The organism is Pseudomonas sp. LBUM920, assembly GCF_003852315.1.
Taxonomy (GTDB): Bacteria; Pseudomonadota; Gammaproteobacteria; order Pseudomonadales; family Pseudomonadaceae; genus Aquipseudomonas.
This window is the reverse complement of record NZ_CP027762.1, coordinates 4,771,327-4,790,648: the sequence shown is the minus strand read 5'-3', so window position 1 is coordinate 4,790,648 and position 19,322 is coordinate 4,771,327. Positions and strand designations below refer to the sequence as shown.

20 protein-coding genes and 1 pseudogene are annotated in these 19,322 nt (G+C 59.4%); 10 read left to right on the top strand and 11 right to left on the bottom strand.

Annotated features, from left to right (window positions below; genetic code table 11):
• Positions 1-69: 69 nt before the first annotated feature.
• From C4J83_RS22145 to C4J83_RS22135, 3 genes and pseudogenes are all read right to left on the bottom strand, one after another.
• On the bottom strand, positions 70-633 hold the full coding sequence (locus C4J83_RS22145) for a peptidylprolyl isomerase (RefSeq protein ID WP_106576379.1): 564 nt from the start codon (positions 631-633) through the stop codon (positions 70-72).
• A gap of 3 nt (positions 634-636) precedes the next feature.
• Positions 637-1,432, bottom strand: a pseudogene (locus C4J83_RS22140) (alpha/beta fold hydrolase).
• A 14-nt stretch (positions 1,433-1,446) separates the two neighbouring features.
• The gene (locus C4J83_RS22135) at positions 1,447-2,370 is read right to left on the bottom strand and encodes a PA3225 family LysR-type transcriptional regulator (protein WP_106576381.1); all 924 of its coding nucleotides are present in this window, start codon (positions 2,368-2,370) and stop codon (positions 1,447-1,449) included.
• A 49-nt stretch (positions 2,371-2,419) separates the two neighbouring features.
• Here C4J83_RS22135 and C4J83_RS22130 point away from each other — a divergent pair, with 49 nt between their 5' ends.
• The 3 genes from C4J83_RS22130 to C4J83_RS22120 all read left to right on the top strand — a co-directional run bounded on the left by C4J83_RS22130 (position 2,420) and on the right by C4J83_RS22120 (position 4,555).
• Complete coding sequence (locus tag C4J83_RS22130; protein ID WP_106576382.1) at positions 2,420-2,734, top strand: 3-phosphoglycerate kinase; 315 nt, start codon at positions 2,420-2,422, stop codon at positions 2,732-2,734.
• Positions 2,735-2,885: 151 nt separating this feature from the next.
• Positions 2,886-3,485: an FMN-dependent NADH-azoreductase gene (locus C4J83_RS22125; RefSeq protein ID WP_124418202.1), complete on the top strand. Its 600-nt coding sequence runs from the start codon at positions 2,886-2,888 to the stop codon at positions 3,483-3,485.
• 203 nt (positions 3,486-3,688) lie between these two features.
• The gene (locus tag C4J83_RS22120) at positions 3,689-4,555 is read left to right on the top strand and encodes a carboxylate/amino acid/amine transporter (protein WP_124418201.1); all 867 of its coding nucleotides are present in this window, start codon (positions 3,689-3,691) and stop codon (positions 4,553-4,555) included.
• A gap of 110 nt (positions 4,556-4,665) precedes the next feature.
• Here the strand turns inward: C4J83_RS22120 and C4J83_RS22115 are convergent, their stop codons facing one another.
• Positions 4,666-5,964, bottom strand: coding sequence for a mechanosensitive ion channel family protein (locus C4J83_RS22115; RefSeq protein ID WP_124418200.1), 1,299 nt, complete (start codon positions 5,962-5,964; stop codon positions 4,666-4,668).
• A 193-nt stretch (positions 5,965-6,157) separates the two neighbouring features.
• Between C4J83_RS22115 and C4J83_RS22110 the strand changes: the two genes are divergently transcribed.
• Positions 6,158-7,504 carry a DEAD/DEAH box helicase gene (locus tag C4J83_RS22110; RefSeq protein ID WP_106576386.1) on the top strand — a complete coding sequence of 449 codons (1,347 nt, stop codon included), beginning with the start codon at positions 6,158-6,160 and terminating at the stop codon, positions 7,502-7,504.
• A 49-nt stretch (positions 7,505-7,553) separates the two neighbouring features.
• Here C4J83_RS22110 and C4J83_RS22105 read toward each other — a convergent pair whose 3' ends face one another.
• Positions 7,554-7,829, bottom strand: a complete 276-nt coding sequence (locus C4J83_RS22105) for a hypothetical protein (protein ID WP_106576387.1) — start codon at positions 7,827-7,829, stop codon at positions 7,554-7,556.
• 153 nt (positions 7,830-7,982) lie between these two features.
• Here C4J83_RS22105 and C4J83_RS22100 point away from each other — a divergent pair, with 153 nt between their 5' ends.
• On the top strand, positions 7,983-8,372 hold the full coding sequence (locus C4J83_RS22100) for a transcriptional regulator (protein WP_106576388.1): 390 nt from the start codon (positions 7,983-7,985) through the stop codon (positions 8,370-8,372).
• 52 nt (positions 8,373-8,424) lie between these two features.
• Here C4J83_RS22100 and C4J83_RS22095 read toward each other — a convergent pair whose 3' ends face one another.
• From C4J83_RS22095 to C4J83_RS22085, 3 genes are all read right to left on the bottom strand, one after another.
• Positions 8,425-9,291 carry a DUF6279 family lipoprotein gene (locus tag C4J83_RS22095; RefSeq protein ID WP_119742214.1) on the bottom strand — a complete coding sequence of 289 codons (867 nt, stop codon included), beginning with the start codon at positions 9,289-9,291 and terminating at the stop codon, positions 8,425-8,427.
• Between the two features lie 66 nt (positions 9,292-9,357).
• Positions 9,358-10,080, bottom strand: a complete 723-nt coding sequence (locus tag C4J83_RS22090) for a TorF family putative porin (protein ID WP_106576390.1) — start codon at positions 10,078-10,080, stop codon at positions 9,358-9,360.
• 221 nt (positions 10,081-10,301) lie between these two features.
• Positions 10,302-10,481, bottom strand: a complete 180-nt coding sequence (locus C4J83_RS22085) for a PFL_1563 family small protein (RefSeq protein WP_003193095.1) — start codon at positions 10,479-10,481, stop codon at positions 10,302-10,304.
• A 323-nt stretch (positions 10,482-10,804) separates the two neighbouring features.
• On the opposite strand from C4J83_RS22085, the gene C4J83_RS22080 reads away from it, so the two are divergent.
• The 3 genes from C4J83_RS22080 (at position 10,805) to C4J83_RS22070 (ending at position 13,793) form a co-directional block, all read left to right on the top strand.
• Positions 10,805-11,641 (top strand): CvfB family protein, encoded by an 837-nt coding sequence (locus C4J83_RS22080; protein ID WP_017134857.1) that lies wholly within the window; start codon positions 10,805-10,807, stop codon positions 11,639-11,641.
• 112 nt (positions 11,642-11,753) lie between these two features.
• Complete coding sequence (locus C4J83_RS22075) at positions 11,754-12,152, top strand: DUF2177 family protein (RefSeq protein WP_119742218.1); 399 nt, start codon at positions 11,754-11,756, stop codon at positions 12,150-12,152.
• A gap of 198 nt (positions 12,153-12,350) precedes the next feature.
• Positions 12,351-13,793 carry an NCS1 family nucleobase:cation symporter-1 gene (locus C4J83_RS22070; RefSeq protein ID WP_124418199.1) on the top strand — a complete coding sequence of 481 codons (1,443 nt, stop codon included), beginning with the start codon at positions 12,351-12,353 and terminating at the stop codon, positions 13,791-13,793.
• Here the strand turns inward: C4J83_RS22070 and C4J83_RS22065 are convergent.
• Complete coding sequence (locus tag C4J83_RS22065) at positions 13,705-14,922, bottom strand: YbfB/YjiJ family MFS transporter (protein WP_124418198.1); 1,218 nt, start codon at positions 14,920-14,922, stop codon at positions 13,705-13,707. The genes C4J83_RS22070 and C4J83_RS22065 overlap by 89 nt on opposite strands.
• A 103-nt stretch (positions 14,923-15,025) precedes the next feature.
• Between C4J83_RS22065 and ptrR the strand changes: the two genes are divergently transcribed.
• Entirely contained in the window at positions 15,026-15,919 is an 894-nt protein-coding gene (gene ptrR, locus C4J83_RS22060) for a putrescine utilization regulator PtrR (RefSeq protein WP_119742222.1), read from the top strand.
• Positions 15,920-16,061: 142 nt separating this feature from the next.
• Positions 16,062-16,184, top strand: a complete 123-nt coding sequence (locus C4J83_RS30945; protein WP_256347311.1) for a PA1414 family protein — start codon at positions 16,062-16,064, stop codon at positions 16,182-16,184.
• 197 nt (positions 16,185-16,381) lie between these two features.
• Here C4J83_RS30945 and C4J83_RS22055 read toward each other — a convergent pair whose 3' ends face one another.
• Both C4J83_RS22055 and C4J83_RS22050 read right to left on the bottom strand, forming a co-directional pair.
• Positions 16,382-17,764: a sodium:solute symporter family protein gene (locus C4J83_RS22055; protein ID WP_106576395.1), complete on the bottom strand. Its 1,383-nt coding sequence runs from the start codon at positions 17,762-17,764 to the stop codon at positions 16,382-16,384.
• A gap of 24 nt (positions 17,765-17,788) precedes the next feature.
• Positions 17,789-19,303 carry a purine-cytosine permease family protein gene (locus C4J83_RS22050; RefSeq protein WP_124418197.1) on the bottom strand — a complete coding sequence of 505 codons (1,515 nt, stop codon included), beginning with the start codon at positions 19,301-19,303 and terminating at the stop codon, positions 17,789-17,791.
• Positions 19,304-19,322 lie beyond the last annotated feature (19 nt).

Genomic DNA, 19,322 nt, shown 5'->3' with positions numbered 1-19,322 from the left:
GCCTGGCGGGCTCTCCTGTTCAAATGCGCGCGTGACCTTGTGGGCCATGCGCGGAGCTACCTGCAGACCTCAGTCGATGCGCTTGGCCGACTTGATCAGAACAGGATCGATAGGCACGTTTTGCATGCCCTGCTTGGTGGTGGTCTGCGAGTTGACGATGATATCGACCACGTCCATGCCTTTGACCACTTTGGCGAACACGGCGTAACCGGCGTCACGGCCCGGATCGAGGAAAGCATTGTCGGCGACGTTGATGAAGAACTGGCTGGTGGCCGAGTTCGGGTCATTGGTGCGGGCCATCGACAGGGTGCCGCGTACGTTGTGCAGGCCGTTGCTGGCTTCGTTCTTGATCGGTGCTTCAGTTGGTTTTTGCGACATCTGCGCGGTGAATCCGCCGCCCTGGACCATGAAGCCCGGGATCACGCGGTGGAAAATCGTGTTGGTGTAGAAGCCTTTGTCGACATAGGCCAGGAAGTTCTTGGTGCTGATCGGCGCCTTGACCGGGTCCAGTTCGATTTCAATGTCGCCATTGGTGGTGGTGATCAGGACGTGAGGCGCCTTGGCGGGCTCGGCGGCCATCAGGTTGGCGGCGAACAAAACAGAACCGGCAAAGAAGGCGATTTTTTTCAACATGGGTCAGTGATCCTGGGTAGTGGTTTCGACTGTCTTTAGAAAATCGAGCAAGGTAGCGTTAAAGACTTCGGGTTGATCCAAAGGCGTGGCATGGCGGGAATCCTCGATCACCACCAGTCGCGCATCGGGCAGCAGTTTTACATAGATTTCTTTTTGCGCCACGGGTGTGTAGTCGTGGTCGGCGCTGATGACCAGGGTTGGACAGGTGATCCGGGAAAGTTGTTCCTGTACGCCCCAGCCCACAATCGCGTCGAAACTGGCGAGATAAGCACGTTTATGCCCAGCGTTCGGCCATCTTGCGCCGCAGGTCGCCCTGGTGCGGTTTGGGGAACAGCCGATCACCCAGGGCCTTGCCGATGGTAGCCAGGCTCAGCACTCGCGCCAGGCTCCAGCGCTTGGCCCACTGCCAATAATCATCGGCGCTGCGCACTTTGACTTCAGGCGCACTGTTGACGATACACAGGCTCTTGACCCGGCCAGGTTCGTCCACCGCCAACTGGAAAGCGATCATGCCGCCCATGGACAGGCCCACGACATGAGCAGGCGGCAGGTTCAGGTGTTCGATCAAGGCAAGCAGGTCGATGGTGAAACCCTTGATGCTGTAGCGCTCGCGAGGTTTGTCGGAGCGCCCGTGGCCGCGCACATCCACCACGATCAGGCGGTAATGGCGGGCCAGCACCGGAATCTGCAGTTCCCAGTCCTGGCTGCTGGAGCCCAGGCCGTGGATCAGGATCAACGGGCTGCCGTGGCCGTATTCCTCGTAATGCAGGCTGCAGCCTTCATGGTCGAACCAGGCCATGCATGAACTCCGTTTCAGGCTTGCTGGGGAGCGGCGTAAGGCGCGTCCAGGGGAGCGGTGTCAAAGGTGCGCAGCAATTCCACGAGGATCTGTGTGGCTGGGCCCAGGGGTTTGTCCTTGTTCGCGTACAGATAAAACGTCGGGTTGCGGCTGCCGCCTTTTTCCAAGGGTAGCTGCTTGAGCAGGCCATCCTTGAGTTCGCGCTCAATCATGTGTCGGGGCAGCCAGGCAAAGCCCAGGCCGCTGCTGACGAATGTCGCGGCGGTGGGCAGGCTGCCGACGGTCCAGCGCTGTTCGGCGCCAAGCCAGCCCACGTCTCGCGGTTGCTGGCGGCCGGAGTCGCGGATCACCACCTGCATCTGGCTTTCCAGGTCCTGGAAGCTCAGCTCACGGTTCAAACGATGCAGCGAATGGTCCGGGTGGGCCACGGCGATAAATTCCACATCGCTCATTTCCGTGCCCAGGTAGCCGGGGATAATGAACCCGCTGATCGCCAGGTCGGCCATGCCATCCATCAGCAACTCTTCGACGCCCGACAGCACTTCTTCACGCAGGCGCACGCGGCAGCCACGGCTTTGCGGCATAAAGGCGGTGAGGGCGCGCACCAGGCGTGCATTGGGGTAGGCGGCGTCCACGACCAACCGCACTTCAGCCTCCCAACCCTGTTCCATGTGGTGGGCAAGGTCTTCCAGTTGGCTGGCGTTTTTCACCAGTTGCCGCGAGCGGCGCAGCAACACTTCACCGGCGTCGGTGAGCACCGCCTTGCGCCCGTCGATGCGCAGCAGCGGCACACCGAGTTGGTCTTGCATGCGAGCGACGGTGTAACTCACCGAAGACTGCGAACGGTGCAACGCTTCAGCCGCCTGGGCGAAGCCACCGTGGTCGACCACGGCTTGCAGCGTGCGCCATTGATCGAGGGTAACGCGGGGCGCTTTCAAGATGAGCTCCTCTTGTCCTAAGCTGGCGGTCCTTATTGGAGACTGCCGAATGAGAAAATTCTGTTGTGTGTTGCTGGCGCTGCTGCCGATGAGCGCATTTGCCTACCCCATCGACGTCACGAAAAAGATCGACGGCGTGCAAGTGGACTACACCGCGTCCGACGTGGACGGCGACATCAGTTCGATCCGGCTAAACAACTACGGCACCAACGACGCAGTGTGTTCGGTAACCTTCACCAACGGCCCGGAATCGCCGCGTAATCGCAAGGTCACAGTGGCGGCGGGCAAAAGCACCAACACCACGGTCAAGTTCAGTCGCGCCATTATCAAGATGCGTATCGCGCTGGCATGTGCCCCAAAATAAAGCAGCAGCGGAGCATGCTCACAGCAATACTCCGCTTATAAACAAATTTCTAGATGGGTTGTAGCAGTTTTTTGCGCTTTTTTATCGAATGAGCCCTGGTTAATCTTTTCTCCATCGCCTTACAGCATTTACAGATGGAGCCTACCTAGCTATGTCCAATGTTCTGATCATCGAAAGCAGCGCACGCCAACAGGATTCGATCTCCCGTCAGCTGACCCAGCAGTTCATCAGCCAATGGAAGGTCGCTCATCCGACGGATCAGATCACCCTGCGTGACGTGGCGCTTAACCCGGTTCCGCACCTGGACGCCAATTTGCTCGGCGGCTGGATGAAGCCCGCCGAACAGCGCAGCGGCATCGAACAGGCCTCCCTGGACCGCTCCAACGAATTGACCGACGAACTGCTCGCCGCCGATGTGCTGGTGATGGCTGCGCCGATGTACAACTTCGCGATCCCCAGCACCCTCAAAGCGTGGCTGGACCACGTGTTGCGCGCCGGTGTGACCTTCAAGTACACCGCCACCGGCCCTCAGGGTTTGCTCACTGGCAAGCGCGCCATTGTGTTGACCGCACGCGGCGGTATCCACACCGGCGCCAGCTCCGATCACCAGGAACCGTACCTGCGTCAGGTCATGGCCTTTATCGGCATTCACGACGTGACCTTCATTCACGCTGAAGGGGTGAACCTGAGCGGGGACTTCCAGGAAAAAGGCATTAACCACGCCAAGGCGCTGCTGGCACAGGTCGCTTGATCGTTTAATCGTCACATAATCGCGCGGTGTTTATATCGCTCCACGCAAACCCTTCAAGTACGCGTATCGAACCTCCCTTTGCACTTGTTGCTCCTGAGTGCTCCTGCCCGACTGCCGCTTTAGCGAGGTCGGGTTTTTTTTGCCTCGAGTTTCTTCAAACACCGAAAACCCTTAAAGTCGCGCCCATTCGAAACGAGGCGCGCATGGGCTATCTACTGGTTGTCACCCTGATTCAGGCTTTCTCCTTCAGCTTGATCGGCGAATACCTCGCCGGTCACGTCGACAGCTATTTCGCCGTGCTGGTGCGCGTGGTGCTGGCCGGGCTGGTGTTCATCCCGCTGACCCGCTGGCGCTCGGTAGAGCCACGGTTCATGCGTGGCATGCTGGTGATCGGCGCGCTGCAGTTTGGTGTGACCTACGTGTGCCTGTACCTGAGCTTTCGGGTGCTCACGGTGCCGGAGGTGTTGCTGTTCACCATCCTCACGCCGTTGCACGTGACACTCATCGAAGACGCGCTTAACCGTCGCTTCAATCCCTGGGCGCTGATTGCGGCGTTGGTGGCGGTGGGCGGTGCGGCAGTGATTCGCTTTGACCAGATCACGCCGCACTTCCTCGGCGGCTTTTTGCTGTTGCAACTGGCCAACTTCACCTACGCCGCCGGGCAGGTGATGTACAAACATCTGGTGGCGCGTTATCCAAGCGATCTGCCGCATTACCGACGTTTCGGCTACTTCTACCTGGGCGCCTTGATCGTGGTGTTGCCGGCATTCCTGCTGTTCGGCAAGGCCTACTTTCTGCCGCAAGCGCCGCTGCAGTGGGGCGTGCTGGTGTTCCTTGGGTTGGTCAGCACCGCGCTGGGCATGTACTGGTGGAACAAAGGTGCGTGCCTGGTCAACGGCGGCACCTTGGCGGTGATGAATAACCTGCATGTGCCGGTGGGGTTGTTGCTGAACTTGCTGATCTGGAATCAGCATGAGCCGCTGGGGCGGCTGGCGTTGGGCGGGTTGGTGATTTTGGGGGCGGTGTGGATCAGCCGGTTGGGCGTGCGTAAACCGTTAGCCCAATCTTGAATACCTTTGTGGGAGCGGGCTTGCTCGCGAAGACGGTGGGTCAGTCATTGATGGGGTGACTGATCCTGCGCTCTCGCGAGCAAGCCCGCTTCCACAGAAGGTCGGTGGCGTTATACCGCGCTGGGTTCCAGGGTCGGCAAATGACTGGCCCCCAGCACCGCCGGCAACATCCCGGCACGCAAGTCATTACCGCTCGGCTGTTGATACAGGCTCAAGCCGAACTCCGGCAGCACCGCCAGCAGGTAATCAAAAATATCCCCCTGGATGCGCTCGTAATCCGCCCACGCCGTGGTGCGCGTGAAGCAGTAGATTTCCAGCGGCACGCCCTGAGCGGTGGTTTGCATCTGGCGCACCATGCAGGTCATGTTCGGCTGAATGTCCGGGTGGCTTTTCAGGTAGGCCAGTGCATAAGCGCGGAAGGTGCCGAGGTTGGTCATGCGGCGGCGGTTGGCAGAGAGTTGCGCGCTATTGCCCTGGGCCTCGTTCCACGCCTTGAGCTCAGCCTGCTTGCGGCTGATGTAGTCGGTGAGCAGGTGCACCTGGGTCATGCGCACTTCTTCATCGTCACGCAAAAACCGCACGCCGCTGGCGTCGATGTACAGGCTGCGCTTGATGCGGCGACCGCCGGATGCCTGCATGCCGCGCCAGTTCTTGAACGACTCTGACATCAAGCGCCAGGTAGGAATGGAGACGATGGTCTTGTCGAAGTTCTGCACCTTGACCGTGTGCAGCGTGATGTCCACCACGTCACCGTCGGCGCCGACTTGAGGCATCTCGATCCAGTCGCCGACCCGCAACATGTCGTTGCTGGTCAATTGCACACTGGCGACGAACGAGAGCAGCGTGTCCTTGTACACCAACAGAATCACCGCCGACATCGCACCCAACCCCGACAGCAGCAACAGCGGCGAACGGTCGATCAGCGTGGCGACAATAATGATTGCGGCGAACACGAACAGCACCATTTTCGCCAGTTGCACATAGCCTTTGATCGAGCGGGTGCGGGCATGTTCGGTGCGTGCGTAGATATCCAGCAAGGCGTTGAGCAGGGCGCTCACGGCCAGCGTCATGAACAGGATGGTGAACGCCAGGGCGACATTGCCGATAAACAGCGTGGCGGTTTTGCTCAGGTCCGGTACCAGGTACAGGCCGAACTGAATCACCAGGGACGGCGTCATCTGTGCCAGGCGGTGGAAGACTTTGTTGTGCCGCAGGTCATTGAGCCAGTGCAGCGCCGGTTGCCGGCCAAGCAATTTGACGGCGTGGAGGATGAGGTAGCGCGCGACCCGTCCGAGCAGCAGGGCGACTACCAGCAACACCAGTAAACCCAGGCTCGCATGCAGCAGCGGGTGTTGATCGAGGGCGCCCCAAAGGTCTTGGACGTTGAGCCAGAACTGTTTGATATCCATGGGTGAAACCGATTCTTCTGTAAGACAACACGGGCCGATTAGAGCATTTAAGTGCGACAAAGTTGACGTTGTAGACAAATGAGCTGACAAAAAAGCAGCTGATTAGCCCCGTTCGCGTAAAGAAACTCGGTTTGGACGCCCGAAACCGTTACCCTATGCAGCTGATATTTTGTATTTCTTCGAGGTAGCACCCGTGTTTTCCCAATTCGCCCTGCACGAACGCCTGCTCAAAGCCGTGGCCGAGCTTAAATTTGTCGAGCCTACGCCTGTGCAAGCAGCGGCCATCCCGCTCGCGCTCCAAGGGCGTGACCTGCGGGTGACGGCTCAAACCGGGAGTGGCAAAACCGCCGCTTTCGTCCTGCCGATTCTGCACCGCTTGATTGGCCCGGCCAAAGTCCGCGTCAGCATCAAGACCCTGATCCTGCTGCCGACCCGCGAGCTGGCCCAGCAGACTTTGAAGGAAGTGGAGCGCTTTTCGCAGTTCACCTTCATCAAATCCGGCCTGATCACCGGTGGCGAAGACTTCAAGGTCCAGGCCGCCATGCTGCGCAAGGTCCCGGACATTCTCATCGGCACCCCTGGCCGGATGATCGAGCAACTCAACGCCGGCAACCTTGACCTCAAGGAAGTTGAAGTGCTGGTGCTCGACGAAGCCGACCGCATGCTCGACATGGGCTTTGCCGATGACGTGCAGCGCCTGGTGGCTGAATGCGTCAATCGTCAGCAGACCATGCTGTTCTCCGCCACCACCGGCGGCTCGACCCTGCGTGACATGGTCGCCAAGGTCCTGAACAACCCTGAGCACTTGCAGGTCAACAACGTCAGCGACCTGAACGCCACCACGCGTCAGCAGATCGTTACCGCCGACCACAACGTGCACAAAGAACAGATCCTCAACTGGCTGTTGGCCAACGAGACCTATCAGAAGGCCATCGTGTTCACCAACACCCGGGCTGCGGCGGACCGTATCTACGGTCGCCTGGTGGCACAGGATTACAAAGCGTTCGTGCTGCACGGTGAGAAAGACCAGAAGGACCGCAAGCTGGCCATCGACCGCCTGAAGGCTGGCGGCGTGAAGATCCTGGTGGCCACCGACGTGGCAGCGCGCGGTCTGGACGTGGATGGCCTGGACATGGTCATCAACTTCGACATGCCGCGCAGCGGCGACGAATACGTGCACCGTATCGGTCGTACCGGGCGTGCGGGCAATGATGGCCTGGCAATCTCGCTGATCTGCCATGGCGACTGGAACCTGATGTCGAGCATCGAGCGCTACCTCAAGCAGTCGTTCGAGCGCCGCACTATCAAGGAAGTCAAAGGCACCTACACCGGGCCGAAGAAGGTCAAGGCGTCGGGCAAGGCGGTTGGCGTTAAGAAGAAAAAAGTCGACGCCAAGGGCGACAAGAAGAAAGCCGGTGCCAAGTCGCCGACCAAGCGCAAAATTGCCAACCGGCCGAAGACCGACAACCTGTCGCTCGTCAGCAAGGACGGCATGGCGCCGCTCAAGCGCCGCAAGCCAGAAGCGCCGGCTGCCGAGTAAGGCTGCACCGATATAAAAAAACCGGACGATGTCCGGTTTTTTTTGGTCTTCAGTTTTTTGTCTCGGCGGCTGCTTTATCCAGGTCTTTGAGGCGCTGATCGATCAATTGGCATTTGTCAGGCAGGTCGGCAGAGGTTGTATCCATATCCATTTTCTGCAGCTCTGCATTCATTTCCTTGGCTTTGGTGGGGTTCTGCTGGGTGAGTTTGGTCACCTCCTGCGCCAGTTGCTCACGTTTCGCCGTGGCTTCTTCAGGCGTACAGGCCCACGCGGGCAGGGCAGTCAGCAGCGTGGCGGCGATGGCCAGGTTCATCAGGGTTTTCATGGTCGGACCTCCTTGGCAGTGTGTTCAGTTGAGGTGGCGAACGTCTGGAAAGTTCAGAGAAATGACGGCGGTCTATCCGGCTGAACGGCCAGTGACGGGGCATGTCACACCTGTAGACGGGCTACTTTCTACCGGCCTGCAGGAGGAATCAGGATGACGACTTACAATTGGGATTTGATCGAACGTTTGCTGCATGAAGTGCAGAACGGCGAAGGCAGCTTTGCCCCGCGCAAGTATGCCGAGCAGGAAGCTGCCGAGAAGGCCACGGCCGGTGAAGCCACCGGTAACCTGGACACGCTGAAAAAGACCGCCGCGGACTATGAGGCACTGTTGTTCAAGCGTGGGTTTATTGAGTCGCGGCCAGAAGAAGAGGGCGGAAACGGTGAGAACTTCATCCTGACCGCGCGCGGCGCGCAACTGCTGGCGCTGATTGACAGCTCCATCCCCGGCAATGACCACCCGCGTCAGGTGCTCGATGACCAGGCGGATGCCCTGGAGCCGGCGACGTTTGATGAAGTGGCTTCGAAGGCGCAGATTGCCTGACAGGCAATCCGTCGATCAATTGAGCGAGGGGGACTTGTCCCCCTTGCCAACCTCAGTTGGCGGTAGCTTTCAGGCATTTGAGGGCCTTGAAGTCGCTGCGCACACCGTCAATTTTTTGCGTCAGCTTCATGCGCTGCTGCGGCGTACTTTCCGCCATCAGGTCGACAATCAGACTGCGCGCCGCTGTTTCCGTCCGCGCATAGGCAGCCTTGTATTCCGGGGTCCACAGACTTTCGCGATCCACCAATAATTGCTGCATCTTCTGCGGGAAGTCCGCGCTGTGGCGCTGCTGCACCGCGGCGATGAATTGCGCCTGCCAGCGGGCGCGGTTGCCGATCCATTCCTGATTCTGTTCGCCCAAAGCGATAGACCAGGCCGTTACACGGTTCTGCTGGCTGTCACTGAGCGGGCCGATCCAGGCGTCCAGACGTTTGCTCATGCGTTGCGCGCGCTCCTTGATCTGCTGCGCCAAGGGCGGCTTGAGGTATTCGTCCTGGCGCTTGCGCAGGTCTTTGGCCAGGGCGTCGCTCATTTCCTTGACCTGCTGGTCATCCAGCCCTTGCAGCAATTGGATGGCTGACGGCGTGATTTCCCGCGCGACCTCGGCTATCGCCTGTTTGGCCTCGACAGTACGGGCCTGCAGTGCGGCGTCGGTGACCTGATTGTTGTCGACCATCTGTTGCAGGCGATCGAGCCAGTCCAGATAGCCCGGCAATTGGGTGGTGCAATGCCAGGCCAGGTGTTCCTTGAGTGTGTCGTTGAACCAGCTCTTCTGCCCGGCGTTCATGTCCAGGTAGTCGTTGAGGGTCCAGGGAATAATGACATCCAGATTGCGGTAGGCCAGGCCTACGCGATTGCAGCCGGCGAGCACCAGGCTGAGGGTCAGCAATACCACCAGAAATTTGAGCCGACGCAGCATGGGCGAGTCCTTGCGCAGAGGGGGTTAATGCATGTGAACCTGAGCGAGGTGCGACAGTTCAGCTCGTCAATAAAACGACCGCGCCGCCTTCAAGGTCAACAGGCCGTCGCATTGCGAATTGTGTCCGGAGTAGGCCGAGCAGTCGCCACCGCTGAGGCTGGAATCGCTGTAGATCAGGTCCAGGTCGATGCCTTTCCACGCACGCGAGAACTGCACCGACCAATCGCTGAAGCTGCTGATCGAGCCGCCTTCCACCGAAGCAGGAGTGCCCAGTTGATGGGTGGTGTACTTCATGCTGACGCCGATGCCGAAAGGCTGCGTGCCGCCGAGGTCGGCAAACAACGTGCTGTCCTGGCGATCAGGGTCGTTGCTGAAGGAGACGCCGAAGCGGTTTCCCAGCAGGTTCAGGCCGCCGTAGAACTCCTGGCTGTCCAGAGGGCTGAGCTTGGGATAGCTGTAGTGAATCAAGCCGACTTCATAGCCCAGCGTTTTGTCAAAGGGGCGTTTGAAACCCAGGTAAGAATCGACTTCAAGGTTATCGGCCGACGACAGCCCCATATTGGGTGAGAACTGGCCAACATATAGGCCGCTGTCATGGCTCAGGTCCAACCCGCCGTGAAATGAGCCGCTGCCTGGGGCGGTCGGCTTTACCAGGCCTTGGGCCATGCTACGGCTGGGCGTCGTGCCCAGTTTCAGGTCGAAATCGCCCAGTTCACGCTGGAAAACCTGCGCTTGCGCTAAAGGGGTTGCCGCAAGGGCAGCTATCAGAAAAAAGCAGGGCTTGAGCATGCTTCACTCCATGAAAAGCGAGGAGCAGTGACAGAGGAAATCGGGCAGATGCCCGTTCTAGACGTGTGCAAGCATACCGGCGAACGCCTGAAGGTGAGGCCCGTTCGTCGATTAACGCACTATAGAGTGATGCACAGAGGGTGTTTCGAGCTCTAGTCCTGGCGCCTTGAGGGCAAGACGCTTAGGGACTAGGTGCAACGCAGGCGGATGTTGCGCAAGTTTTACTTTTTGCCCAGGCTGATTTGCTTGGACGGGCCGAAAGTCTGGCCGCTGACGCCCTTGGCAATTTGCTGGATTTCGCCGCCGGACTTGAGGAACGCAGCAATCTGGCTGTTGATCGATTCGCTGGTTTCAACGGCTGGAGCTGGCTTTGCTTTGCTGTTGGATGCTTTTACGCGCATGGCGGCCACTAACCTGTAGAAAATTAACTTGGCCAGGCATCGTACAGGAAATACTTGACAATTGCTTGGCAAATATCCTCCGGGAATTGTTGGGTCAGGCGGTAATTGTCGAAGTTTGCCTGTGAAATAGGCGCCTAACTTACTGTTTTAATTCGAAACCACTTGAGGAGTCAGTACCTGACGGGCGGCAAAATTCAAGGATCTGATCTGACGAGTGGGGCAGTGCCACTGGAGCGCCACGCCAGCCCGCGATTTTTCAGGTGCGCGCGCGTGCCGGGCGCAACTCGGGTAGAATGCCGCCCACGTAACGAGGGTATTTGGAAATGGCTTTAGTCGGGCGCTACAACAGCTTGCAAGTGGTTAAACACACTAACTTTGGTTTGTACCTGGACGGTGCGCAAGATGGCGAAATCCTCTTGCCTAATCGGTATATCCCCAAAGATATTCCCAGTGAAGATGAAGACTGGCTTAACGTTTTCATTTACTTGGACAGTGACGACAAACTTATCGCAACGACTGAAAAGCCGAAAGTTCAAGTCGGCGAATTCGCCAGTTTGAAAGTCGTTGAAGTCAACAGCATCGGTGTATTCCTCGATTGGGGTTTGCCCAAGGATCTGTTGCTGCCGTATTCGGAAGAAAAACGTCAGCTGACCGCGGGCGAATACTGCGTGGTGCACGTCTACCTCGACAAGCACACCAAGCGCATCACCGCCACCGCGCGGCTGGATCGCTACTTGGACAAGACACCGGCCAACTACCAGGTGGGCCAGGAAGTCGACTTGCTGGTGGCCGAAGCCACGGACATGGGCTTCAAGGCAATCATCAACAACAAGCATTGGGGCCTGATCCACAAAAACGAAGTGTTCAAGTTCCTGCGCCCGGGCAAGGAAGAGAAAGGCTTTATCAAAGAGATTCGCGCCGATGGCAACATCAGCCTGAGCCTGCAGCCGGTTGGGCAAGAAGCGGCCTCCAGCCTGAACTCGAAGATTCTCGCCAAGTTGCGTGAAAACAACGGCACTCTGCCGGTCAGCGACAAAAGCGACCCGGCGGTGATCAGCAACTTGTTCGGTGTCAGCAAAGGCAACTTCAAAAAGGCCATTGGTGCGCTCTACAAGCAAGGTCAGATTGTGATTCACGCGGATCGCATTGAACTAAGCTGAGTGCGCTTTGTTCTTCTGTAGGAGCCGGCTCGCCGGCGACGAGGCCAGTGGTTTTCGTGGTGTCCTGTTGGATGCCATCGCTGGCAAGCCAGCTCCTGCAGAGGTCGCTTCAATGTCCAAGAAAACCCTGTTCGCTTACCTCGGCACCTTGCTTGCGTTTCTGGTGCTCGACGGCCTCTGGCTCGGCGTCCTCATGGGCCCGACCTACAAATCCCTGCTCGGCTCGCTGATGCTTGATCAGCCGCGGCTGTTCCCTGCCGTGGTGTTCTACCTGCTGTATGCCATCGGTTGTGTGGTGTTTGTGGTCCTGCCGAGCGGCAGTTGGCAGCGCGCAGCGCGGCTGGGAGCCCTGCTTGGCCTGGTGGCCTACGGCACGTATGACCTGAGCAATTGGGCGACGCTGCAGGGCTGGTCTGCTGGGTTGGCGCTCATGGACATGGCCTGGGGTACCGTCCTCACTGGCATTTGTTGCACGGTCGGGTACTTGTGTGCACATCGGGTGCAACGCTGATTGTGTACACGATTCATGTGCACCGTTGCTGAGCGGAGCCCCGTCCGCTAGCGCTTCCTAAATTCCTTTGGAGCACCGTTCCAGAGGGATTGTGTGCCATTGGCACGCATTCTGCTGAACACCTCGTATACAAACCCCGCCGCCTCCCGTATGCACACTGCTACGGCAGCGCAGGCCGGTATTTCGAGGAGCCAAGCGATGGCCGAACAATTGCCCAAAGGCTACAGCCCGCGCCTGTACAACCAGGACCTGGGCCCATTGCCGCAAAAGTGGACCTGGTACAACATCTTCGCCTTTTGGATGAGTGACGTGCACAGCGTCGGCGGCTACGTGTTCGCCGCCAGCCTGTTCGCGCTTGGGCTGGCCAGTTGGCAGGTGCTGATCGCCTTGCTCGCGGGTATTTGTATCGTGCAGTTGATTGCCAATCTTGTCGCCAGGCCGAGCCAGCAAGCGGCGGTGCCGTATCCGGTCATCTGCCGGCTGGCCTTTGGCGTGTTCGGAGCAAATATTCCGGCGGTGATTCGCGGCCTGATTGCCGTGGCCTGGTACGGGATTCAAACGTACCTGGCGTCGAGTGCCTTGATCATCGTGGTGCTGCGTTTTTTCCCACAGATGGCGGTATATGCAGAGCCGCATTTTGCAGGCCTGTCCTACTTGGGCTGGTTCGGTTTCCTTAGCTTATGGGTATTGCAAGCGGCCGTATTCTGGGCGGGCATGGAATCCATCCGGCGCTTTATCGACTGGGCGGGGCCGGTGGTCTACGCGGTGATGTTTGCCCTGGCCGGCTGGATTGTGTGGAAGGCCGGCTGGGTAAATATCAGCTTTACCCTGGCGGAAAAATCCCTCTCGGGCTGGCAGGCTTTTGGGCAGGTGATCGTGGCGACGGCGCTGGTGGTGTCCTACTTCTCGGGGCCAACGCTGAATTTCGGCGATTTCAGCCGCTACTGCCGCAGCATGCACGACGTGCGTCGCGGTAATTTCTGGGGGCTGCCGGTGAATTTCCTGGCGTTCTCGCTGGTCACCGTCGTTATTGTGTCGGGCACCTTGCCAGTGTTTGGTGAAATGCTGCATGACCCGATTGCCACCGTTTCGCGTATCGACAACAGCATGGCCGTGCTGCTCGGCGCCTTTGCCTTCGTGACCGCCACCATCGGCATCAATATCGTCGCCAACTTCGTGTCGCCTGCGTTTGATTTCGCCAACGTCGCGCCGAGCAAAATCAGCTGGCGCGCCGGTGGGATGATTGCAGCGGTGGCGTCGATCTTCATCACCCCGTGGAACCTGTTCAACAACCCACTGATGATTCACTACACGCTGGATATTCTCGCGGCGTTTATCGGGCCGTTGTTCGGCATCCTGTTGGTGGACTTCTACCTGATCAAAAAACAGAAGATCGATGTGGACGCCTTGTTCGATGACAGCCCAAACGGGCGCTATTACTTCGACGGCGGCGTGAACTGGACCGCGGTCAAAGCCTTGGTGCCTGCGACGCTGGCGGGCGTCGCGATCACCTTCACCCCGGCGTTGCAGGGCATGGCCAACTTCGCCTGGTTTACCGGGTGCTTGCTGGGTGGGCTGTTCTTCCTGGTGCTGGCGCGGCGAGAACAGGTTCGCGTACCGGCGCCGCTGGTGGCTGGCTGACCGCGGCAGTAGGGCGCAGCAGCAGCGCGCCGGCTACCAGCAGGCCCGCGCCGGCAATCACCAGGGCCGGTTGCAGGCCGCCACTCAGGTGGCTGCTCACCGAGGCCAGCAGCGGGCCGCTCAATTGACCGATGGCGAAGCTGGCGGTCAGCAGCCCGGTGCTGCGCTGATAGCCGTGGGGCGCGACCTCACGCAGGCGCTGCATCACCAGCATCATGCACGCCAGGAACGGTGTACCGCAGAGCAAAACACCCAGCGCCAGGCCCCAGCCGTTGCCCAGCAAGCAGGCAAACACGCCGGTCGCTTGCAGCCACAAGGTGGTCATCAGCCAGCGGCGGGTGGTGTGCGTGTTGTTGCGGCGCAAGCTCACGGCTACCACGCCAATGGCAGCCGCCAGACCAAAGCATGGCCAGAACAGATCCGCCTGCCAGGCGCCGTTGAATTGCGCGCTGGCCATCTGCGACAGAAAGGTGGCCGGAATGATGTAGCCCAGACCGTACAGAAAGTAGATCCAGCACAGGTGCGTGATGCTTTGATTGCTGCCTGCACGGGCAGTGTGTGGGGCGGCGGGCATCGGCTGAGGCAAGAATGGCAGGATTGCCAGCAGCATGACCAACGCCACCAGGCCATACACCAGCCACAGCGTGGCCGAGCTTTGTCCCAGCAGGTTAGAGCCCAAAGCCAGCAGACCGGTGAGCAAAATCCCCAGCCCCGGCCCTGCGAAAACCAAGGCTCCCAAGCGTGGACGGCCGGCGGCAATTGCCAGCGGTTGGCTCAAACTGGTGATCATCACCAACGCCCAGGCACTTGCGACACCCGTGCCGAAGCGCAGCAGCAGGTGCGGCCAAAACCCTTGCGCCCAGTACGAGGCCAGCGTCAGCAGTACGCACAACCACAACCCGCCGTACATCCGCCCCCGCACGTGGTGATGGCTGCGGGCGAAGATCGAATCCACCGCGCCAACGAAGTAACCCAAATAATTGGCGGCAGCGATCAGGCCTGCGCCGGTCAGGTCGATCTGCCCTTCGCTGAGCAGATGCGGCATCTGTGGCGTGAGGGCGAAGCGTCCAATGCCCATGGCCATCATCAGGGCGACAAAGCTGGCGAGTAAGCGAATCAGCGGTGACATGTTCTGGTTTCCTGCTAGCAAGCGAAGACCTTCAGGCTAAAGCGAATTGACTTTCTGTAAAAATGAATAATAGTGAGTAACTTGTTCAGTTTTGGAGAAAGGTATGGAGTTCAGTCAATTGCGGATTTTCCAGGCCGTGGCAGAAGAGGGCTCCATCACCCGCGCAGCCGAGCGCCTGCACCGTGTGCCGTCGAACCTGTCGACACGGCTCAAGCAGATGGAAGAGCAACTGGGGGTGGAATTGTTTGTGCGCGAGCGTCAACGCTTGCAGCTTTCTCCCGCCGGCAAGGTGCTGCTGGACTACAGCACTCGTCTGATTGCGTTGCACGATGAGGCCCACGGCGCCGTCCAGGGCGGGCAACCGGCCGGCGATTTTGTGTTGGGCAGCATGTACAGCACCGCCGCGATTCATTTGCCGAGGTTGTTGGCGCGCTATCACAAGGCTTATCCGATGGTGAACCTGCAGGTGCAGTCGGCGCCCAGCGGTGAACTGTTGGAAGGCTTGATCACTGGGCGACTGGATGCGGCATTGGTGGATGGCCCGCTGACCATCGCGACCTTGGACGGTGTGCCACTGTGCGAAGAGCGCCTGGTGTTGATCTGCGAGGCTGATCACCCGCCCGTGCGCGGGCCGCAGGATGTAGCGGGGCGCTCGGTGTTCACCTTTCGCCGCAGTTGCGCGTACCGCACGCGGCTGGAGACCTGGTTCTCCCACGAGCGCGTGGCCATGGGCCGGGCCATCGAGATTGAGTCCTATCAGGGCATGCTCGCCTGCGTGATCGCCGGTTCCGGTGTGGCATTAATGTCTGAATCCATGCTGGAGAGCCTGCCAGGCAAGGACAGCGTGTCCGTTCATCCCCTGACGGGGCCTTTTGCGACCGCAACGACCTGGCTGATGTGGCGAAAGGGTATGCTCGGCGCTAACCTCAATGCATGGATTGACCTGCAGCAGGAAGGCAAAGCCGAGTTATTGCAGGACACGCGCGCGATTGCTTGAACGATCCGTCAGGATTTGAATCAATTCAGTAATAGTTCGTTGTGGTTTCGTTCAAGCATTACGTAGGACTTAGGACTACTATCACTGTAGGAAAAGGCGACAAAACTCGCGCCGACCCGCATTACCCGCAAAGGGGGCAACCATGAAAGAGAAAATCCAAAACTGGCTCCATGACGTTGGCGTCGCGCTCGGACTGATCGAGCCTCCGTTGCAACCGGTGCCGATTCGCACGGATGACGAGCAGCGCCGGCCCCGTCGCAGATAAGCTCGGGTTCCAGCAGAATTCAACAGATGGGAGCGGGCTTGCTCGCGAAGGGGGTCTGTTAGTCAACGCACATGTTGGCTGACACACCGCCTTCGTCAGCAAGCCCGCTCCCATCGTTGTTTGTGGCAGGTAAAAAAAACGGGTGCGACATCCGACGTCGCACCCGCTGAAGAAACCGCTCTGATGCCGGTGCTGCCTTAAATTGCCCTAGCCGCCGCAGCCTGCGGGCGTCGCGACAACAAACTCACCCCAACAAAACTCACCAGCCCAACCGCCAGGCTGTAATAGATCGGCGTGTTCGCGTCCAAGCCATCCTTGAACATGAAGACCAATGCCGTCACAAAGCCCAGGGCCATGGATGCGATCGCCCCCGAGGTGGTTGCCCGCTTCCAGAAAATCGCTCCCATCAGTGGGATCAGCATGCCACCCACCAACAAGTTGTAGGCGAGGGTCAAGGCGCTGATCACATCGTTGACCACCAGGGCGATACCCAGCACGGCAATGCCCGTCAGCATCGTGAACAAGCGGTTGATGTTCAGGCTCGATTGTTTGCCACCGCGCAAACGCGGCAGCAGGTCTTCGGTCAATACGGTGGAGGCGGCGAGTAAGCCGGCGCTGGCGGTGGACATCATCGCGGCCAGTGCGGCGGCGATCACCAGCCCGCGAATGCCGTCCGGCAATGAAGCTTTGACGATAGCGGCGAAGGCATTGTTGACGTTGTCCAGATTCGGCAACAGCACATGAGCAGCCATGCCGATCAGCGCGCAGGCCAGGCCGTAAAGAATGCAGTAGAAGCCGGCGAAGGTGCCTGCGTACTGCGCGACCTTTTCGTCACGGGCAGTGAACACCCGTTGCCAGATGTCCTGACCGATCAGGATGCCGAAAAAGTAGATCATGAAGTAGGTGATGATCGTGTCCCAGCCGATTTCGGTGAAGCTGAAATTCGACGCCGGCAACTTGGCCACCAGTTGATCCCAGCCGCCGACGCGGTACAGGCAGATCGGCAGCAGGATAAACATCAGCCCGACGGTCTTGATCACGAACTGCACAATGTCGGTAAGCGTCAGCGACCACATGCCGCCGATGGTCGAATACACCACCACCACGCCACCGCCCAACAGCACCGAGACCCAGAACGGCAGGCCGAACAGCACTTGCAGCACGGTGCCGATGGCCAGGATCGAGGTCACGCCAATCATCAGCGCGTAGGCCAGCATGATCACCGCACTCGCTTGGCGGGCCATCGGGTTGTAGCGTTTTTCCAGGACCTGGGTGACGGTGAAGATCTTCAACTTCAGCAGTGGTTTGGCCAGGAACAGGTTCAACGCGATGATCCCGGCGCCCAGCGCAGCACACAGCCAGAAGCCGGAGATGCCGTGCACATAACCCAGGCGCACGGTGCCGACGGTGGATGCACCGCCCAATACCGTGGCGGCCATGGTGCCCATGTACAGCGACGGGCCCAGGTTGCGGCCGGCCACCAGGTAATCTTCGTGGGTCTTGGCGCGGCGCATGCCGTAATAGCCGAGCACGAGCATGCCGGCGGCGTAGATGAGTACGACGAATAAATCCAAAGCCATGACGGCGGGTCTCCGATTATTTTTTTAGGCTATTGAGGCGCTTTTTGTGGCGAGGGAATTTGCTCTCGTTGGGCTGCGAAGCGGCCCCTGGGGGCCATAAACAGCCGCCGGTTCCGGGAACAGGCGAAGCAAGCTCAGGTACACCACCGAGGCCAACCCCAGCGTCACCGGCAGGCTGATATCGATGCCGTCGGCCAGGTTGCCCAGCGGCCCGACAAACTGCCCCGGCAAATTGACGAAGCACAAACCCACCAGCGCACTCGGGATCCAGGCCCCGAGTCCGCGCCAGTTCCAGCCATGGCTGAACCAGTAGCGCCCGCCGGTTTCACCGCGAGTGAATACCTGCAAGTCGTCCGGGCAGTAGAAGCCGCGGCGCACAATCAGGCCGATGATCATCATCACCATCCAGGGCGTGGTGCAGGTGATGATCAGCACGGCGAAAGTCGACACGCTTTGCACCAGGTTGGCGGCGAAGCGTCCGATAAAGATGAAGGCAATCGACATCACGCCGATCAGCAGCGTGGCCTTGACCCGTGACAGCAGGCGCGGAAACACGCTGGACATGTCCAGGCCGGTGCCATACAGCGAGGTGGTGCCAGTGGACATGCCGCCGATTACCGCGATCAGGCACACCGGCAGGAAGAACCAGGTAGGCGCCACCGCCAGCAAACCGCCGACATAGTTATTGGTGGCGATGTAGTCCGGGGCCTTGATCGCCACGATAGTCGCCGTGGCCAGGCCAAACAGAAACGGAATCAACGTAGCGATCTGAGCCAGGACGACTGCCAGCATGATGCGCATTTTCGGCGTCTCACGCGGGATGTAGCGCGACCAGTCACCGAGGAATGCACCAAAGGAAATCGGATTGCTCATCGCCACCAGCGCAGCGCCGATGAAGGCCGCCCAAAAGCCGCTCTGGCCGAGGCCGACGGTGCCGGCGAAGTGGCTGTCGAAGGCGGGCGCAAACGCGAAGATGCCCAGCAGGAACAGCAGACTCGCCGCCCACACCGCAATGCGGTTGACCCACAGCATGAAGCGAAAGCCATAGATGCACACGGTGAGTACAAGCAAGGCGAACAGGCCGTAGGCCAGGCCCAGCGTCAGGTCGGTTTCCGGCAGGCCGATCAGCCGTTTCGCACCGCCGACCAACGCATCGCCTGAACTCCACACCGACAGTGAGAAGAAGGCAATCGCCGTCAGCAGCGACAGAAACGAGCCGACAATGCGCCCGTGCACACCAAAGTGCGCACCGGACGACACGGCATTGTTAGTGCCATTGATCGGCCCGAACAGGCCCATGGGCGCCAGGATCAGCGCCCCCACCAGCACGCCCAGCACAATCGCCCAGACGCCGGCCTGGAACGACAAGCCGAACAGCACCGGAAACGAACCCAGCACGGCGGTGGCAAAGGTATTGGCACCGCCGAAGATCAGTCGGAACAGATCCTTGGGCCCGGCAGTACGTTCGTGGTCCGGGATCTGTTCGACCCCGTTGGTTTCTATCGTTCGAATACTTTTATCGTTGTTTTTATTATTCATGATCAGCTCCGATCACATT

Excerpts from the sequence above, each read along its gene's own strand:
- C4J83_RS22145 (WP_106576379.1), bottom strand. The coding sequence starts at position 633 with ATGTTGAAAAAAATCGCCTTCTTTGCCGGTTCTGTTTTGTTCGCCGCC.
- C4J83_RS22105 (WP_106576387.1), bottom strand. The coding sequence starts at position 7,829 with ATGAAAACCCTGATGAACCTGGCCATCGCCGCCACGCTGCTGACTGCC.
- ptrR (WP_119742222.1), top strand. The coding sequence starts at position 15,026 with ATGGAGTTCAGTCAATTGCGGATTTTCCAGGCCGTGGCAGAAGAGGGC.
- C4J83_RS22095 (WP_119742214.1), bottom strand. The coding sequence starts at position 9,291 with ATGCTGCGTCGGCTCAAATTTCTGGTGGTATTGCTGACCCTCAGCCTG.
- C4J83_RS22100 (WP_106576388.1), top strand. The coding sequence starts at position 7,983 with ATGACGACTTACAATTGGGATTTGATCGAACGTTTGCTGCATGAAGTG.
- C4J83_RS22130 (WP_106576382.1), top strand. The coding sequence starts at position 2,420 with ATGAGAAAATTCTGTTGTGTGTTGCTGGCGCTGCTGCCGATGAGCGCA.
- C4J83_RS22070 (WP_124418199.1), top strand. The coding sequence starts at position 12,351 with ATGGCCGAACAATTGCCCAAAGGCTACAGCCCGCGCCTGTACAACCAG.
- C4J83_RS22090 (WP_106576390.1), bottom strand. The coding sequence starts at position 10,080 with ATGCTCAAGCCCTGCTTTTTTCTGATAGCTGCCCTTGCGGCAACCCCT.
- C4J83_RS22080 (WP_017134857.1), top strand. The coding sequence starts at position 10,805 with ATGGCTTTAGTCGGGCGCTACAACAGCTTGCAAGTGGTTAAACACACT.
- C4J83_RS22115 (WP_124418200.1), bottom strand. The coding sequence starts at position 5,964 with ATGGATATCAAACAGTTCTGGCTCAACGTCCAAGACCTTTGGGGCGCC.
- C4J83_RS22055 (WP_106576395.1), bottom strand. The coding sequence starts at position 17,764 with ATGGCTTTGGATTTATTCGTCGTACTCATCTACGCCGCCGGCATGCTC.
- C4J83_RS22065 (WP_124418198.1), bottom strand. The coding sequence starts at position 14,922 with ATGTCACCGCTGATTCGCTTACTCGCCAGCTTTGTCGCCCTGATGATG.
- C4J83_RS30945 (WP_256347311.1), top strand. The coding sequence starts at position 16,062 with ATGAAAGAGAAAATCCAAAACTGGCTCCATGACGTTGGCGTCGCGCTC.
- C4J83_RS22075 (WP_119742218.1), top strand. The coding sequence starts at position 11,754 with ATGTCCAAGAAAACCCTGTTCGCTTACCTCGGCACCTTGCTTGCGTTT.
- C4J83_RS22120 (WP_124418201.1), top strand. The coding sequence starts at position 3,689 with ATGGGCTATCTACTGGTTGTCACCCTGATTCAGGCTTTCTCCTTCAGC.
- C4J83_RS22085 (WP_003193095.1), bottom strand. The coding sequence starts at position 10,481 with ATGCGCGTAAAAGCATCCAACAGCAAAGCAAAGCCAGCTCCAGCCGTT.
- C4J83_RS22125 (WP_124418202.1), top strand. The coding sequence starts at position 2,886 with ATGTCCAATGTTCTGATCATCGAAAGCAGCGCACGCCAACAGGATTCG.
- C4J83_RS22050 (WP_124418197.1), bottom strand. The coding sequence starts at position 19,303 with ATGAATAATAAAAACAACGATAAAAGTATTCGAACGATAGAAACCAAC.